Here is a 15482-nt window from a genome sequence, read left to right as displayed (position 1 = left end):
GCCGCCCGCGCGGCCGGCCTGCAGCTGCCGCGCTGGGAGCAGTCCGCCGCGCGCTTCGCGGCCGTGCTGGAGCGCGTCGCATGAGCGGCTTCAGCCGCGACTGGCTGGCCCTGCGCGAGCCCTTCGACCGGGCCGCGCGTGCCGCCAGCGACGCCGCGCTGGCGGCCTGGCGGCCTGCCGGCCCGCTGCGTGTGCTGGACCTGGGTTGCGGCACGGGGGCCAGCCTGCGCGCGCTGGCGCCGCGCCTGGGCGGGGTGCAGCACTGGCACCTGGTCGACCACGACCGCGCGCTGCTGGACGCGCTGCCCGCGCTGCTGGCGGACTGGGCCGCGCAGGAGGGGCTGCGCCTGCACACCGCGCCCGGGCTGCTGCAGCTCGAAGGCCCGCAGCTGCGCGTGGACATCGTGCGCACGCAGGCCGACCTCGCGACGCAACTGGACGGGCTGCCGTTCGCGGGCAGCGCGCTCGTGACGGCATCGGCCCTGCTCGACCTCGTGTCCGACCCCTGGCTGGCCGCGCTGGTCGGCCACTGCCGGGCCGCGCGCGCGGCGGTGTGCTGGGCGCTCGATGTGGACGGCCGGATCGCGTGGTCTGCGCAGGATGCCGGCGACGCGCAGGTCCAGGCCTGGTTCGGCGCCCACCAGCGCCGCGACAAGGGCTTCGGCCCCGCGCTGGGGCCCACGGCCACGGCACGCGCCACTGCCTTGTTGCAGGCGGCCGGCTACCGCACGCAGGTGCTGGCCAGCGACTGGCTGGTCGAGGCCGGCCGCAGTGCGCGCGACGACGCCATGCTGCAGGCCCTGCTGGAGGGCATGGCCCGGGCCGCCACCGAGCAGGCGCCGCAGGCGGCAGCCACCGTGCAGGCCTGGCGGGCACGCCGCGCCGCGCCGCCGCCCGGCAGCCATCTGCGCGTGGGCCACGCCGACCTGCTGGCCTGGCCGACGCCATGAACACCATGCCACCCCCACTGCGGCTGCGCGAGGAGAGTGCCCTCGCGCTCGACGGCCACGCCAGCATTCCCAGCGTGTTCACCGCGCGCACCGTCTGCAGCGTGCATGCGGCGCCCGCGGGCTGGACGCTGCAGGAGCAGCCCGTCGCCGCCTTCACCAAGGACTACGACGCCTTGGAGGACCCGCTGCGTTGGCCGCATGACTTCGACACGCGTGCCTGGGCCTTGCTCGCGGCCTACGACGGCCCGGTGCGCGTGGGCGGCGCGCTCGTGGCCGTCGCCACGCCCGGCGTCGACCTGCTGGAAGGCCGCGACGACCTCGCGGTGCTGTGGGACCTGCGCGTCGCGCCCGGCTGGCGCAGGCGTGGGCTGGCCATGGCCTTGGTCGGCGCGACCCAGGCCTGGGCCCGCCGCGCGGGCTGTCGCGAACTCAAGATCGAGACGCAGAACAACAACCCGGCCGCCTGCCGGCTCTACGCGCGTGCCGGCTTGCGGCTGACCGCGGCCCGCCCGGGCGCCTATCCCGAGCTGCCGGACGAGGTGCAGCTGATCTGGCGCATGCGCCTTGCGGGCTGATTCAGCCGCGCAGGTCCATGTCCCACAACACGTCGCCGCCCATGGCGAAGGTGCGCGTGGGCGGGCGCAGCGCCTGGGCCATGGCGTCGGCGCGCCGCACCTGCAGGCCGGGCCGGCCCGCGCCGATGACCACGGGCGCGACGATCAGGTGCAGCCGGTCTAGGCAGCCCTGCTGCGCGAACTGCGACACCGTGACGCCACCGCCCTCGACGAACAGCGTGCGCAGGCCGCGCTCGGCCAACGCCTGGCGCAGGGCCGGCAGCGGCAGCCGGCCATCGGCGTCGGGCGCAAGCGCGATGACCTGGTCGGCACCGAGCCGCGCCTGCGCCTGCGCGCGGTGGGCGGCCTCGCAGACCAGCAGCGTGGGCGCTGCGCCATCGCGGAACACGCGCGCGTCGGCGCGCACGCGCAGCCGCGGGTCCAGCACCACGCGCACGGGATGGGGGCCGGCCACGTGGCGCACGGTCAGCTGCGGGTCGTCCAGGCTCGCGGTGCTGGCGCCCACGACCACGGCGTCGCTGAGCGCGCGCAGCCGGTGCAGGTGGGTGAGGCCCTCGGGCCCGTTCACGTAGAAGGCGTCGCCGCAGTGCGTGGCGATGCAGCCGTCCAGGCTCTGGCCGAGCTGGGCGATGGTCCAGTCGGCCCCGGCGCCCTGGCGGTCCAGCAGCGGCTTGAGCAGCGCGAACAGCTGCTCGGCCTGGGTGTCCCAGCCCGGGCGCAAGGCATAGCCGCCGGCCTCGGTCCAGCGCAACGGCACGCCGTCGGCGAGCGGGGGGCGGCCTTCGCGCCGCTGTTGCGCGAGCGCCAGGCAGATGGGCCACAGGGCATCGATGCCGGCCTGCGCGGCGGCGCCGGCATGCGGTAGGGGAACAGCGCTCAGGGTCATCTCCCGGGTCGGGCGCGCGCCGGGACGGCACGGGCGGCTGCGGGCCATGCTAGCAGTGCGTGGCCGGCCCCACTGTAGGCCAGCAAGCCAAGGACTGCGGCCCCGGAAACAGGGTCTTACACTGGGCCGCGATGCCCGAACCGTCTTCCCCCCTGCCGGCCGAGAGCTGGCCCTATGTGCAAATTCTCGTGCGGCTGGCGCTGGCCCTTGCGCTGGGCCTGTTGATCGGCCTGGAGCGCGAGCGCCGCGGCAAGGAGGCCGGCCTGCGCACCTTCGGCTTCGTGGCCCTGCTGGGCGCGCTGGGTGGCTCGCTGGGCACGCCCTTTGCGCTTGCCACGATGGCATTGACCGGCATGCTGACCGTGGTGCTCAACGTGCAGACGCTGCGCGCGAACCAGGGCGCCGAACTCACCACCTCGGCCGCGATGCTGGTGACCTGCATGGCCGGCATCCTGTGCGGCCTGGGCCACACCATCTCGCCGGCAGCGGTGATGGTCATCGCCACCGCGCTGCTGGCCTGGAAGGAGCGGCTGGCCGGCTTCTCCATGGGCCTGTCGGAAGGCGAGCTGCGCTCGGCGCTGCTGCTGGCCATCCTGGCCATCGTGATCTACCCGGCGCTGCCGGCCGGCCCCATCGGGCCGCTGGGCCTGGTGGAGCCGCGCGCGGCCTGGGTCACGGTGATCCTGATCGCGGGCATCGGCTTCGTGAACTACATCCTGTGGAAGATGTATGGCACGCGCGGCGCCGAGCTGTCGGGCTTCCTGGGCGGCTTGGTCAACAGCAACTTCACGGTGATCGAGATGGCCTCGCGCGTGCGCCAGTCGGCCGGCGCGCTGCAGGGCACGGCCTTTCGCGGCATCCTGCTGGCCACGGCCGCCATGCTGCTGCGCAATGCCGCGCTGCTGGCCATCCTGGCGCCGCTGGCGCTGCTGGGCTCGCTGGGCGCCTTCGGCCTGATGCTGTTGCGCTGTGTGGTGCTCGTGCTGGCCAGCCTGCGCGGGCGCCGCGGCCTGCCGCCGGTGCAGGCGCCGGCCATCACGCTGGACCTGCCGTTCTCGCTGCCGCAGGCGCTCAAGTACGGCGTGGTGTTCCTGCTGCTGCACGTGGTGGGCGCGCTCACGCAGCGCCAGTTCGGCGATGCGGGCTTTTACTTCGTGAGCGTGGTCGGCGGGCTGATGTCCAGCGCGAGCGCGGTGGCGGCCGCCGCCACGCTGGCCGCGCAGGGGAGTCTTGCGCCCGGCGTGGCCGGCACGGGTGCGGTGCTGGCCTCGTTCACGAGCATGGCCTTCAGCCTGTCCTTCGTGCTGCGCACGCGCGAGCGCGGGCTGATCCTGCGCCTGGGCGCGGCCATGCTGGGCGTGGCGGCTGCCGGACTGGCGGGCCTGCTGCTGGCGCGCCAGCTCGAGCCCTGGCTCACGCAGTGGCTGCCGGCGCTGGGCCGGCTGCATTCCTGATCAACCGGGTGCGGGCTGCGGGCCGGGCGGGCCCTTGGCGGCAAACGCGAAGGCGATCTGCGTGATGCCGGCCGCCAAGCCCATCGCGGCCGCGACCTGCCAGGCCAGCTGGTAGTTGCCGAGCAGGTCGTAGACCAGGCCGCCGCCGAACGCGCCCAGGAAGCTGCCCAACTGGTGGCTGCAGAAGGCGACGCCGGCCAGCATGGCCTGCCAGCGCAGGCCGAAGGTGTCGGCGATCCAGCCCGAGACCAGCGGCGCCACCCCCAGCCACAGGAAGCCCATGACGGAGGCGAACACCAGGGTGCTTTCGACCGTCGGCAGGGTGTGGAAGTACCAGACCACGACGACCGAGCGCAGCACGTAGATCATGCCCAGCAGCACCTGCTTGGGCCAGCGCCCGCCGGCCCAGCCGAAGAACAGGCTGCCCAGCACGTTGAAGCCGCCGATGAGCCCCAGGGCCTGGGCGCTGAGCATGGGGTCCATGCCGCACAGGTCCAGGTAGGCCGGCAGGTGGGTGGTCAGGAACACCAGCTGCATGCCGCAGACGAAGTAGGCCAGCGCCATCACGACGAAAGGCCGGTGCGCGAGCGCCAGGCGCAGCGCGCTGCCTGCGCCTTGCTGCGCACCGCCAACGGGCAGCGCAGGCGCTGGCAGGCGGTCCACGCGGCCGGCCCACCAGGCCGCCGGCAGCATGGCCAGCGCGAGCACCGCGAAGGCCACGACACCCATGCGCCAGCCTGCGTGCTGGCTGATGGCCTGGCCCAGCGGCGCGGCGATCAAGGCGCCCAGCGAGCCGGCGGCCGAGACCATGCCCAGCACGCTGCTGCGCAGCACGGGCGGCACGGCGCGTGCGGCCACGGCCATGGCGAGCGCGCTGCCGGTGCAGGCCATGGCCGCGCCGATCAGGACGCCGGCGCCCAGCAGCACGCCCAGGAAGCCGTGGGCCGTGGCCAGCAGCACCAGGCCGAGCAGGTACAGCACGGCGCCGCCTGCCAGCAACGGCCGGTAGCCCACGCGCACGGCCAGCGCGCCGGCGAAGGGCTGGAAGATGCCCCAGGCCAGGTTCTGCACCGAGATCGCGATCGTGAAGTCCGACACCGAGATGCCGATGTCGCGCGTGAGCGGCGGCATGAACAGGCCCAGGCTCTGGCGCAGGCCCATGGCCAGGCTCAACAGCAGCGAGGCGCCAAGGAGGATGGGGAGAACGGGGCGCAGGGCGGTCCAGCGGGACATCGCTTGTCTCTTCTTGCTCGTGGGGAGCGGCCGAGCATAGTCCTGCGGCCGTGTTCCAGCAGCCAGGGCTGTCGCCTGCGCGTCTGGGCTTCAGAACGGGGCGGGGCTGGCGAACTCCAGCGCGCGCCCGTCGGCCGGGTGCTGCAGCTGGAGCCAGCAGGCATGCAGCAGCAGCCGCGGCGCGCGCGCCTGCACGGCCGCGCTGGCGTACAGCGGATCACCCAGGATGGCATGGCCTTGCGCGGCCAGGTGCAGCCGCAGCTGGTGCGAACGCCCGGTCACCGGTTCCAGCGCGAGCCGGCTGCTCTGCGCGTCGCGCGCCAGCAACTGCCAGCGCGTGCGGCTGGGCTTGCCGGCCGCTGGGTCGACGATGGACAGCGGCCGGCGTGCCCAGTCCAGGCGGATCGGCAGGTCGATCAGGCCCCAGCCGTCGGCATCGGCGGGCAGGCCCCAGGCGCCATCGACCACGGCCTCGTAGCGCTTGCCGATGCGGCGCTGCTCGAAGGCCATCGAAAGCGCACGCTGCGCCGCCGGTCCCCGGCCCATGAGCACCAGGCCCGAGGTCGCCATGTCGAGCCGGTGCACGACCAGCGCGTCCGGGTAGAGGGCCTGGGCGCGTGTGGCCAGGCAATCGTGTTTGTCGGGGCCGCGGCCCGGCACGCACAGCAGGCCGGCGGGCTTGTCGAACACCAGCAATGCGTCGTCGGCGTGGACGACCTGCAAGTCCACGTTCAGGCGTTCTCCTGCAGCAGCCGCTGCACCGTGGCGCACAGCTCCTGCACGTCGTTGGGCTTGTGGATCAGCGCGCGTGCACCTTCGGCCATGGCCTCGCGCTCGATCTCGGCCGTGACGTAGCCCGAGGCCAGCGCGACGGGCAGGTCGGCGCGGATGCCGCGCGCCTCGCGCACCAGGTCCACGCCGCAGTAGCCGGGCATGTTGTAGTCGGTCACGACCAGGTCGTAGCCCTGCGGTTCGGCGCGCAGGGCCTCGGTGGCCTCGTAAGGGTCCGTGAAGCCGCTGACGCGAAAGCCGCGCCGGCGCAGCAGCCGCTCGACGAGGAACACCAGGGCCTGGTCGTCGTCCACGTACATCACGTGCTGGCCGGCGCCCTGCACGCTGTCGGGCGGTGGCGGCGCGCCGGTGGCGGCCTCGGCCGCTTCGCTGGTGGCCGGGAAGTACAGCATGAAGTGGCTGCCGCGGCCGGGCTCGCTGTGCACGTCCACCGCGCCGCCGTTGCTGCGCATGACGCCGTGCACCACCGCCAGGCCCAGGCCCGTGCCCTGGCCGACCTCCTTGGTCGTGAAGAAGGGCTCGAAGATGCGCTCGCGCGTGGCCGGGTCCATGCCCGGCCCGTTGTCGCGCACGCTGAGCCGCGCGTAGTGGCCTGGCGCGAGGCCCAGCCGCGCGCAGCGGGCGGAGGAGGGCGCCTCGCTCTGCAGTTCGATCCAGACCGTGCCGCGCGCCTCGGGCGTGGCCTGGATCGCCTGGATCGCGTTCGTGCACAGGTTCAGCACGGCCTGCTCGACCTGGGTGGGGTCGGCCAGCACCGCGGGCACGCCGGGGTGCACGCGCAGCAGCAGTTCCACCTGCGGCGGCAGCGTCACGCGCAGCAGCCGCTCGGTCTCGCTGGCAACCTCGGCCAGGTCGGTCGGCACGCGGCGTGGTGCCTCGTTGCGGCTGAAGGTCAGGATCTGGCGCACCAGGTCGCGCGCGCGCCGGCCGGCCTTCTCGATCTCGCGCAGGCTTTCCTGCGCCGTGCTGTTGAGCGCACTGTCTTCCTTGGCCAGCTCCACGTTGCCCAGGATGGCGTGCAGGATGTTGTTGAAATCGTGCGCGATGCCGCCGGCCATGGTGCCCACGGCCTGCATCTTCTGCGACTCGCGCAGCTGCGCCTCCAGCGCATTGCGCTGCGCCTCCTCGCGCTTGCGCGCGGTCAGGTCGCGTGCGAACACGGTGGTGGTGTCGCCGAAGGCCATGCTGACCTCCACCGGCACGGCGCCGCCCAGCGCGGTCAGGGCCTGCATCTCGGTGGCCGGCAGTTCGGTGGAGATCTGGTGCATGGCCAGCACCTCGGCCGCATCGGGGAAGAAGCGCTCCAGCGGGCTGCCCAGCGCATCGGCCGGCGGGCACTGGAACAGCGCGGCGGCCGTGGGGTTGAACACGGTGATGCGGCGCTCACGGTCCACGCAGACGATCGCGTCCAGCGAGGAATTGATGATGTCGGCCAGCCGTGCCTCGCTCAGGCGCAGCTGCTCGTTGCGCTGCTGCAGCTCGGCACCGCTCTGCAGCAGTGCGCGGCGCTCGGCCAGCAGCGGGCCCTGGTCGATCACGGCGCAAATGAAGTGCACGACGGGTTCGTGCGCGTTGTCCAGCCGCGCGATGTGCAGGTCGCCCGTGATGGCGCCGTCGTCGCCGATCTGGAACAGCACCTCCTTGGCTTCGGCATGGCCCTCCGTGCGGGCCTGGGCGAAGGCCGCCTGCACGGCCTGGGCGCTGCCCGCGCTCACGAAGGGCATCAGGAAGTTGAGCGGCCGGTCGCGCTCGGTCGGCTGGAACGAGCGCTGCGCCATCGAATTGCTCTGCACCACGAGGTCGTGCTCGTCGACGACCATCAGCGCCAGCGGCACGCTCGAGAACAGGGTCTCGAAGCGCTCGGATGCCGCCTCGGCCATGGACTGGCTGTAGCGCAGGACCTTGTTCTGGCTCTCCAGCTCGGCCTGGTAGGTGCGCAGGTCGCGGATCAGCTGCGGCAGCTGGTAGCTCTCGATGGCCGGCGCATCGGCCGGCACGTCCAGTGGCGGGCGGGCGGGCGTGTTCATCGCGCGCCGCCCGCGGTCGCCATCAGGCGTAGGCCTCGACGGGCACGCAGCTGCAGAACAGGTTGCGGTCGCCGTAGACGTTGTCCACCCGCGCCACCGGCGGCCAGTACTTGGCCAGGGCCTGGCCCGGCTTGGCCACGGCGCCGAGTTCGCGCGCATAGGGGCGCGACCACTCGGCCTGCAGCAGCGTGGCGGCGGTGTGGGGAGCGTTCTTGAGCGGGTTGTCGCCAGTGGGCCATGTTCCGTTTTCGACCTGCCGGATCTCGGCGCGGATCGCGATCATCGCATCGATGAAACGGTCCAGTTCGAACAGCGTCTCGCTCTCGGTCGGCTCGACCATCAGCGTGCCGGCCACCGGGAAGGAAAGCGTGGGCGCGTGGAAGCCGTAGTCGATGAGGCGCTTGGCCACGTCCTCGGCCGTCACGCCGCTGGCCTTGGTGATGGCGCGCAGGTCCAGGATGCACTCGTGCGCCACGTGGCCGTTGGCCGAGGCGTACAGCGTGGGGAAGTGGTCCTTGAGCCGCGCGCTCACGTAGTTGGCCGACAGGATGGCGGTCTCGGTGGCCTGCGTGAGGCCGGCTGCGCCCATCATGCGGATGTACATCCAGCTGATCGGCAGCACGGCCGCATTGCCCAAGGGAGCGGCCGAGACCGCGCCCACGCCGCCATGGTCCAGGCCGGCCGCGTCGTGGCCGGGCAGGTAGGGCACAAGGTCCTCGACCACACAGACCGGGCCGACGCCGGGGCCGCCGCCGCCGTGCGGGATGCAGAAGGTCTTGTGCAGGTTCAGGTGGCTCACGTCGCCGCCGAACTCGCCCGGCGCGGCCACGCCGACCAGCGCGTTCATGTTGGCGCCGTCCACGTAGACGCGGCCGCCATGCCGGTGGACCAGCGCGCAAAGCTCCTTGACCTGCGTCTCGAACACGCCGTGCGTGCTGGGGTAGGTGATCATCACGCAGGCCAGCCGGTCGGCGTGCTTCTCGCACTTGGCGGCGAGGTCGGCCAGGTCCACGTTGCCCTGGGCGTCGCAGGCCGTCACCACCACCGTGAGGCCGACCATCTGCGCGCTCGCGGGGTTGGTGCCGTGGGCGGAGGAGGGGATCAGGCAGATGTCGCGCTGGCCCTGGCCGCGTGCCTTGTGCCAGGCGCGGATGGCCAGGAGGCCTGCGTACTCGCCTTGCGAGCCGGCGTTGGGCTGCAGGCTGATGCCGGCGTATCCCGTGGCCTGGCTGAGCCAGTCGCAGAGCTGGCGGTTCAGCGTGGCGTAGCCCTGCAGCTGGTCGGCGGGCGCGAAGGGGTGGATCTCGGCGAAGCCCGGCCAGGTGATGGGGATCATCTCGCTGGTCGCGTTGAGCTTCATGGTGCAGCTGCCCAGCGGGATCATGCTGCGGTCCAGCGCGAGGTCCTTGTCCGACAGCGCGCGGATGTAGCGCAGCATGCCGGTCTCGCTGTGGTGGGTGTTGAACACCGGGTGCGCGAGAAAGGGCGTGCTGCGGCGCAGTGCGGCCGGGATGCGGTCGGGCGCGCCGGCCTCCAAGGCGGCGAAGGCCGGCACCTTGGACGCGTCGTCGGCGAACCAGGTCCACAGCGAGACGATGTCCTCGCGCGTGGTGGTCTCGTCCAGCGCCACGCCCAGGCAGTCCTCGGCCAGCAGCCGCAGGTTGGCCTGGCCGCGCTGGGCGCGGTCGAGGATGGCGGAGGTCTCGCCACCCGTGCGCACGGCCAGCGTGTCGAAGCCGGCGCCGTGCACGAGTGCGAAGCCCATCTGCTCCAACCCGCGGGCGAGGATCGCTGCGAGGCGCGCCGTGCGCTGGGCGATGCGGGTCAGGCCCTGCGGGCCGTGGTAGACCGCGTACATGCTGGCGACCACGGCCGGCAGCACCTGGGCCGTGCAGATGTTGGAGGTGGCCTTCTCGCGGCGGATGTGCTGCTCGCGCGTCTGCAGCGCGAGCCGGTAGGCCGGCCGGCCTTCCACGTCCACGCTGACGCCCACCAGGCGGCCCGGCAGCGAGCGCTTGTAGGCGTCGCGGCAGGCCATGAACGCCGCGTGCGGGCCGCCGTTGCCCATGGGCATGCCGAAGCGCTGCGTGGTGCCGACCACGATGTCGGCGCCCCAGCTGCCGGGCGGTGCCAGCAGCACCAGGGCCAGCAGGTCGGCCGCCACGCACAGCGCGGCGTCCTGCGCGTGCAGCGCGTCGGCCAGGCCTTGCACCTCGGGCAGCGCGCCGTCGGTGCCCGGGTACTGCAGCAGCAGGCCGAAGCCGGCCTGCGTGCGCAGTTCGGCCAGCGGCGCGACCACGACCTCGATGCCCAGCGGCTCGGCGCGCGTGCGCACCACCTCGATGGTCTGCGGATGGCAGTCGCTGGCCACCAGGAACACATTGCTCTTGCTCTTGACGCTGCGCCTGGCCAGCGTCATCGCCTCGGCAGCGGCCGTGGCCTCGTCCAGCATGGAGGCGTTGGCGATGTCCATGCCGGTCAGGTCCGTGACCATGGTCTGGAAGTTGACCAGCGCCTCCATGCGGCCCTGGCTGATCTCGGCCTGGTAGGGCGTGTAGGCCGTGTACCAGGCCGGATTCTCCAGGATGTTGCGCAGGATCACGCCCGGCGTCAGCGTGCCGTGGTAGCCCTGGCCGATGTAGCTCTTGAACACGCGGTTCTGCGCCGCGATGGCGCGCAGCTCGGCCAGCGCCGCGGCTTCGCTCGCGGCGGGCGGCAGCTGCATGGGTGCGGCGCGCGCGATGCTGGCCGGCACGATGCCGGCCACGAGTTCCTGGCGCGAGGAGGCCTCGACCACGGCCAGCATGCGGGCTTCGTCGGCTGGCGTGATGCCGATGTGGCGGGCGATGAACTCCGAGGGGTTCTCTAGTTCGGCGAGGGAAGGCGTGGTCTCGGCCATGGCGCGCAGGATCCGGTATCAGTTAGCTATTTGCAGCGAAGGCGTTGTAGGCGGTCTCGTCGAGCAGCGCGTCCAGTTGCGCGGCGTTCGACAGCTTGACCTTGAAGAACCAGCCGGCGCCCAGCGGGTCGCTGTTGGCCAGCGCCGGGTCGGCGCGCAAGGCTTCGTTGACCTCCACGATCTCGCCGTCGACCGGCATGTAGACGTCGGCCGCGGCCTTGACCGATTCGACGACGCCGGCCACGTCCTTTTGCGCCAGCGTGGCGCCGACGGCCGGCAGGTCGACGAACACCACATCGCCCAGCGCGTCCTGCGCGTGCACGGTGATGCCGACGGTGGCGGTGTCGCCATCGACCTCGAGCCATTCGTGGTCTTCGGTGTACTTGATCATGGGTTGTCCTCGGGTTGGGGGAATCGTTCAGCCGCGGTGGTAGCGCGGCGGGGTGAAGGGCATGGTCACGACTTCCATGGGCACGGGCTTGCCGCGCACGATGGCGTTGAGCCTGGTGCCCGGTGCAGCAAATTCCGTGCGCACGTAGGCCATGGCGATGGGCTTGTCGACGCTGGGGGCGAGCAGACCGCTCGTGACTTCGCCGATGGCCTGGCCGTCCGTGGACTGCAACGCCGTGTGCTCGCGCACGGGCACGCGCTCCAGCGCAACCAGGCCCACGCGCTTGCGCTGCACGGGCGCGCCGCCATCGAGTTGCGCCAGCACCTTGTCGGCACCGGCGAAGCCACCCGCGCGAGCGCCGCCCGTGCGGCGCACCTTCTGCAGGGCCCAGTTCAGACCGGCCTCGACCGGCGTGGTGGTGGTGTCGATGTCGTTGCCGTACAGGCACAGGCCGGCTTCCAGGCGCAGCGAGTTGCGTGCGCCCAGGCCGATGGGCAGCACCTCGGGCTGGGCCAAGAGCGCGCGGGCCAGGGATTCGGCCCAGGGGCCGGGCACGGAGATCTCGAAGCCGTCTTCGCCCGTGTAGCCGCTGCGCGTGATGTAGAGCGCGGCGCCGTTCCAGTCGAATGCGGCGCCGGTCATGAAGACCAGCTTGTCGACGCCCGGCACCACGCGGGCCAGGGCATCGACAGCCTTGGGGCCCTGCAGCGCGAGCAGGCCGTGCTCGGGGATCGGAACCACGGCGCAGCGCTGGCCGATGCGGGCCTGGATGTGCGCGGTGTCCGCCACCTTGCAGGCACCGTTGACGATCACGAACAGGTGCTCGCCGCGGTTCACGAACATCAAGTCGTCGAGGATGCCGCCGTTCTCAAGCAGCAGCAGGCCATAGCGCTGCTTGTCGAGCCCGAGGCCCAGCACGTCGACCGGAACGAGTGTTTCGAACGCGGCGGCTGCATCGGGTCCCTCCAGCCTCAGCTGCCCCATGTGCGAGACGTCGAACAGGCCGGCCGCGGCCCGCACGTGTAGGTGCTCGGCCATCAGGCCCTTGGGGTATTGCACCGGCATGCTGTAGCCGGCGAAAGGAACCATGCGCGCGCCCAGTTCGAGGTGCAGGGCGTGCAGGGGGGTGTGCAGCAAGGCGTCGGAGGACATGGCGGGCTTCCCGGAGGCAGATACACGGCATGGCACGACAAGCGCCATGGGCTGCCTCGCTGTCCGCTTTACCTGAGAGATTCGCCGCTTGCGCGGTTTGCCCCTTCGGTGGGCCCGCTCGGGGCGGGCCTCTCTCCAGTGAGGAAGGTCTTCACAAGACCTGGGTCAGTCTTTTTGCCTGAGCGTTCGGGGGTGAGCCTGCGCCGTCGGCGGCCCTTGCGAGAAGGGCTCTCTCCTGACGGCGGGGATTCTAACCACGGGCCAGGGCTATTTCGCGAAGGCCAGGTCGCGCAAGGCCAGCGAAACGCTCGGCACGTAGGTGATCACCAGCAGGCAGGCCAGGATCACGAGCACGAAGGGGATCAGGTGCCCGATGATGCGGTCCAGCGGGATGCGCGCCACCGTGCAGGCCGCGAACAGGTTCACGCCGAAGGGCGGCGTGATCATGCCCAGTGCCAGGTTGACCACCATGATGAGCCCGAAGTGCACCGGGTCGACACCGAAGTGCACGGCCACGGGCGCGAGGATGGGCGCCAGCACGATGATGGCCGCGCTGGTCTCGATGAACATGCCGATCACGAACAGCGCCGCGTTCACGCCCAGCAGGAACAGCGCGGGCGACTGCAGCACGGCTTCCAGCCAGCGGCCGATGGCGTCCGGCACCCCGGCCCGCGTGATCAGGAAGGCGAACAGCCCGGCGTTGGCGATGATGAACATGATCACGGCCGAGGACACCACCGACTTGCGCAGGATGGGGAACAGGTCGCGCAGGCCGATCTCGCGGTAGATCAGCATGCCCACGACCAGCGCGTAGAGCACCGCGACGGCCGAGGCCTCGGTGGGCGTGAACACGCCGCCGTAGATGCCGCCCAGGATGATGACGGGCATCAGCAGCGCCCAGCCCGCCTGCCAGGTGGCGGCCACCACGCCGAGCCGGCCTTCGCCGTCCTGCTTGCCCCAGCCCTTCCACTTGCAGTAGAGCCAGACGAACAGCATCAGCGCGCCGCTGATCAGGATGCCGGGACCGAAGCCGGCGACGAACAGTTCGCCGATCGACACCTCGGCGCTGACGCCGTACAGGATCAGCGGGATGGAGGGCGGGATGACCACGCCCAGCTCCGCGCTCGTGGCCTGCAGCGCGGCCGCGTAGCTGGTCGGGTAGCCGTGCTTGATCAGCGCCGGGATCAGGATGGCGCCGATGGCGAAGGTGGTCGCCACCGAGGAGCCCGACACGGCCGCGAAGATCATGCAGGTCAGCACGCAAGTCATGGGCAGGCCGCCCTGCACGCCGCCGACCAGGCTCTTGGCGAACTCGACCAGGCGGCGCGAGATGCCGCCGGTTTCCATGAGGTTGCCCGCCAGGATGAAGAAGGGGATGGCCGCGAGCGGGAACTTGTTGATGGCGCCGAACATCTCCTTCACGGAGATCAGCATGTTGATGTTGGCGACCTGGATGCCAAGCACCGAGGCCAGGCCGATGGAGACGGCCACCGAGATGGTGAGCGCGAAGCACAGCACCATGGTGGAGATCATGACGGGGGTCATGGCGGTCCTTGTTCTTTGTTCCTGTCGTGGTGCTTACTGCGCCGTCTCGAGCTCGTTGCGCTGCGGATCGAGCCAGTTGCCGATGATGCCCAGCGCGCAGAACAGCCCGCCGACCGGCATGGCCAGGTAGGCCCAGAACATGGACAGGCTCTCCAGCCCTGCCATGGTCTGCACGCTGCCGCGCTGCGCGTAGTCCCAGCCCCACCAGACGATCACGCCGACCAGCGCCAGGGCGGCCAGTGCCACGACGGCGTCGAGCCAGCGCCGCACCCGCGGCGGGCTCCAGCGGTACAGCACGTCCACGCTGACCATGGCGCCCTGGCGGAAGGCCAGCGGGATGCCCAGGAACACCATCCAGATCAGCGCGAAGCGGATCAGGACTTCGGTCCACTCGGCCGGCTGCTCGAGCACGAAGCGCGTGAGGATCTGGAACACGCCCAGTGCGGCGGCGATGGCCAGCATGGCGCAGGCGCCGGCCAGGGCGATGAAGGTGGTGGTGCGCTCGACGCGCAGGAACAGTTGTCGCATGGCGGTCCCGACAAAACAAAAAAAGCCCGCGGCTGCGGGCGTGGACGTGGAGGGCCGGCCGTTACTGGACGGCGCGGATCTTGTCCAGGTTGGCCTTGCCGAAGTCCTTCTCGAACTGCGCATTGGCCGTGGCCAGCGCGTTCACGAACTTGGCCTTGTCCAGGTTGTCGATGACGGTCATGCCCTTGGCGCGCAGGTCGGCCACGCCCTTGGCGTCGTCCTCGTCCACGCGTGCGCGGTTGGCCTTGGTGCCTTCCTTGGCGGCGTCGATGAAGGCCTGCTTGTCGGCCGCGCTGAGCTTGTCGAAGGCGGCCTTATTCATCACGAAGATGGCCGGCGAGTAGACATGGCCGGTCAGCGAGAGGTGCTTTTGCACCTGCTCGAACTTGGCCGAGATGATGACCGACAGCGGGTTCTCCTGGCCGTCCACCGTGCCCTGCTGCAGGGCCGTGAAGACCTCGGGGAAGGCCATGGGCGTGGTGATGATGCCGAAGCTCTTGTAGGCCGCGATGTGGACCGGGTTCTCCATGGTGCGCATCTTCAGGCCCTTGAGGTCTTCGGGGCCCTTGATGTCGCGCTTGGAGTTGGTCATGTGGCGAAAGCCGTTCTCGGCCCAGGCCAGGGCCTTGAAACCCTTGGCGTCGAACTTGGCCAGCAGCTCCTGGCCGATGGGGCCATCGAGCACGGCGCGCGCGTGGGCCTTGTCGCGGAACAGGAAGGGCACGTCCAGGATCTTGGTCTCGGGCACGAAATTGGGCACCGGGCCGCTCGAGGAGAAGGCCAGTTCCTGCGTGCCGAGCTGCACGGCCTCGATGGACTCGCGCTCGCCGCCCAGCGCGCCGTTGTAGAAGGTCTGCACCTTGTAGCGGCCATTGGTGCGCTTCTCGACTTCCTTGGCGAAGGTGTCGATGGCGATGCCCTGGTGCGAGTTCTGCGCGGTCGAGATGCTGATCTTCATGGTGGTCTGCGCGAAGGCGGCGCAGGCCAGGCCCATTCCCAGCACGAGGCCGGCAGCGATGCGGGTCAGTTGCATGCTCTTGTATCTCCCTG

General features: G+C 71.2%; 13 protein-coding genes and 2 riboswitches. Of the genes, 3 read left to right on the top strand and 10 right to left on the bottom strand.

Annotation, left to right across the window (positions count from 1 at the left end; genetic code table 11):
• Positions 1-80 precede the first annotated feature (80 nt).
• Positions 81-950: a class I SAM-dependent methyltransferase gene (locus IE209_RS30900; protein ID WP_189690697.1), complete on the top strand. Its 870-nt coding sequence runs from the start codon at positions 81-83 to the stop codon at positions 948-950.
• 5 nt (positions 951-955) lie between these two features.
• A complete protein-coding gene (locus IE209_RS30895; protein ID WP_189690696.1) occupies positions 956-1525 on the top strand; it encodes a GNAT family N-acetyltransferase in 570 nt (189 codons plus the stop codon).
• Between the two features lies 1 nt (position 1526).
• On the opposite strand, the gene IE209_RS30890 is transcribed toward IE209_RS30895, so the two are convergent.
• Entirely contained in the window at positions 1527-2411 is an 885-nt protein-coding gene (locus tag IE209_RS30890; protein ID WP_189690695.1) for a RibD family protein, read from the bottom strand.
• Positions 2412-2542: 131 nt separating this feature from the next.
• On the opposite strand from IE209_RS30890, the gene IE209_RS30885 reads away from it, so the two are divergent.
• Complete coding sequence (locus tag IE209_RS30885; RefSeq protein ID WP_189690694.1) at positions 2543-3865, top strand: MgtC/SapB family protein; 1323 nt, start codon at positions 2543-2545, stop codon at positions 3863-3865.
• Here IE209_RS30885 and IE209_RS30880 read toward each other — a convergent pair whose 3' ends face one another.
• From IE209_RS30880 to IE209_RS30840, 9 genes are all read right to left on the bottom strand, one after another.
• A complete protein-coding gene (locus tag IE209_RS30880) occupies positions 3866-5098 on the bottom strand; it encodes an MFS transporter (RefSeq protein WP_189690693.1) in 1233 nt (410 codons plus the stop codon).
• Between the two features lie 90 nt (positions 5099-5188).
• A complete protein-coding gene (locus IE209_RS30875; RefSeq protein ID WP_373305464.1) occupies positions 5189-5827 on the bottom strand; it encodes an RluA family pseudouridine synthase in 639 nt (212 codons plus the stop codon).
• A 2-nt stretch (positions 5828-5829) separates the two neighbouring features.
• Positions 5830-7917: a PAS domain-containing hybrid sensor histidine kinase/response regulator gene (locus tag IE209_RS30870; protein WP_189690692.1), complete on the bottom strand. Its 2088-nt coding sequence runs from the start codon at positions 7915-7917 to the stop codon at positions 5830-5832.
• Positions 7918-7939: 22 nt separating this feature from the next.
• On the bottom strand, positions 7940-10816 hold the full coding sequence (gcvP, locus tag IE209_RS30865; RefSeq protein WP_189690691.1) for an aminomethyl-transferring glycine dehydrogenase: 2877 nt from the start codon (positions 10814-10816) through the stop codon (positions 7940-7942).
• Positions 10817-10838: 22 nt separating this feature from the next.
• The gene (gene gcvH, locus IE209_RS30860) at positions 10839-11207 is read right to left on the bottom strand and encodes a glycine cleavage system protein GcvH (protein ID WP_189690690.1); all 369 of its coding nucleotides are present in this window, start codon (positions 11205-11207) and stop codon (positions 10839-10841) included.
• Between the two features lie 27 nt (positions 11208-11234).
• Complete coding sequence (gene gcvT / locus IE209_RS30855) at positions 11235-12359, bottom strand: glycine cleavage system aminomethyltransferase GcvT (protein ID WP_189690689.1); 1125 nt, start codon at positions 12357-12359, stop codon at positions 11235-11237.
• A 49-nt stretch (positions 12360-12408) separates the two neighbouring features.
• Positions 12409-12508, bottom strand: a riboswitch (glycine riboswitch).
• 7 nt (positions 12509-12515) lie between these two features.
• Positions 12516-12607, bottom strand: a riboswitch (glycine riboswitch).
• 19 nt (positions 12608-12626) lie between these two features.
• Positions 12627-13904 carry a TRAP transporter large permease gene (locus IE209_RS30850; protein WP_189690688.1) on the bottom strand — a complete coding sequence of 426 codons (1278 nt, stop codon included), beginning with the start codon at positions 13902-13904 and terminating at the stop codon, positions 12627-12629.
• A gap of 33 nt (positions 13905-13937) precedes the next feature.
• Complete coding sequence (locus IE209_RS30845) at positions 13938-14432, bottom strand: TRAP transporter small permease (protein ID WP_189690687.1); 495 nt, start codon at positions 14430-14432, stop codon at positions 13938-13940.
• Between the two features lie 61 nt (positions 14433-14493).
• A complete protein-coding gene (locus IE209_RS30840) occupies positions 14494-15465 on the bottom strand; it encodes a TRAP transporter substrate-binding protein (protein ID WP_189690686.1) in 972 nt (323 codons plus the stop codon).
• Between the last annotated feature and the right edge of the window lie 17 nt (positions 15466-15482).

The sequence above is a fragment of the Pseudorhodoferax aquiterrae genome (assembly GCF_014652235.1).
In the GTDB taxonomy this organism is placed as follows: domain Bacteria; phylum Pseudomonadota; class Gammaproteobacteria; order Burkholderiales; family Burkholderiaceae_C; genus Pseudorhodoferax; species Pseudorhodoferax aquiterrae.
This window is presented reverse-complemented; position numbering and strand designations above follow the sequence as displayed.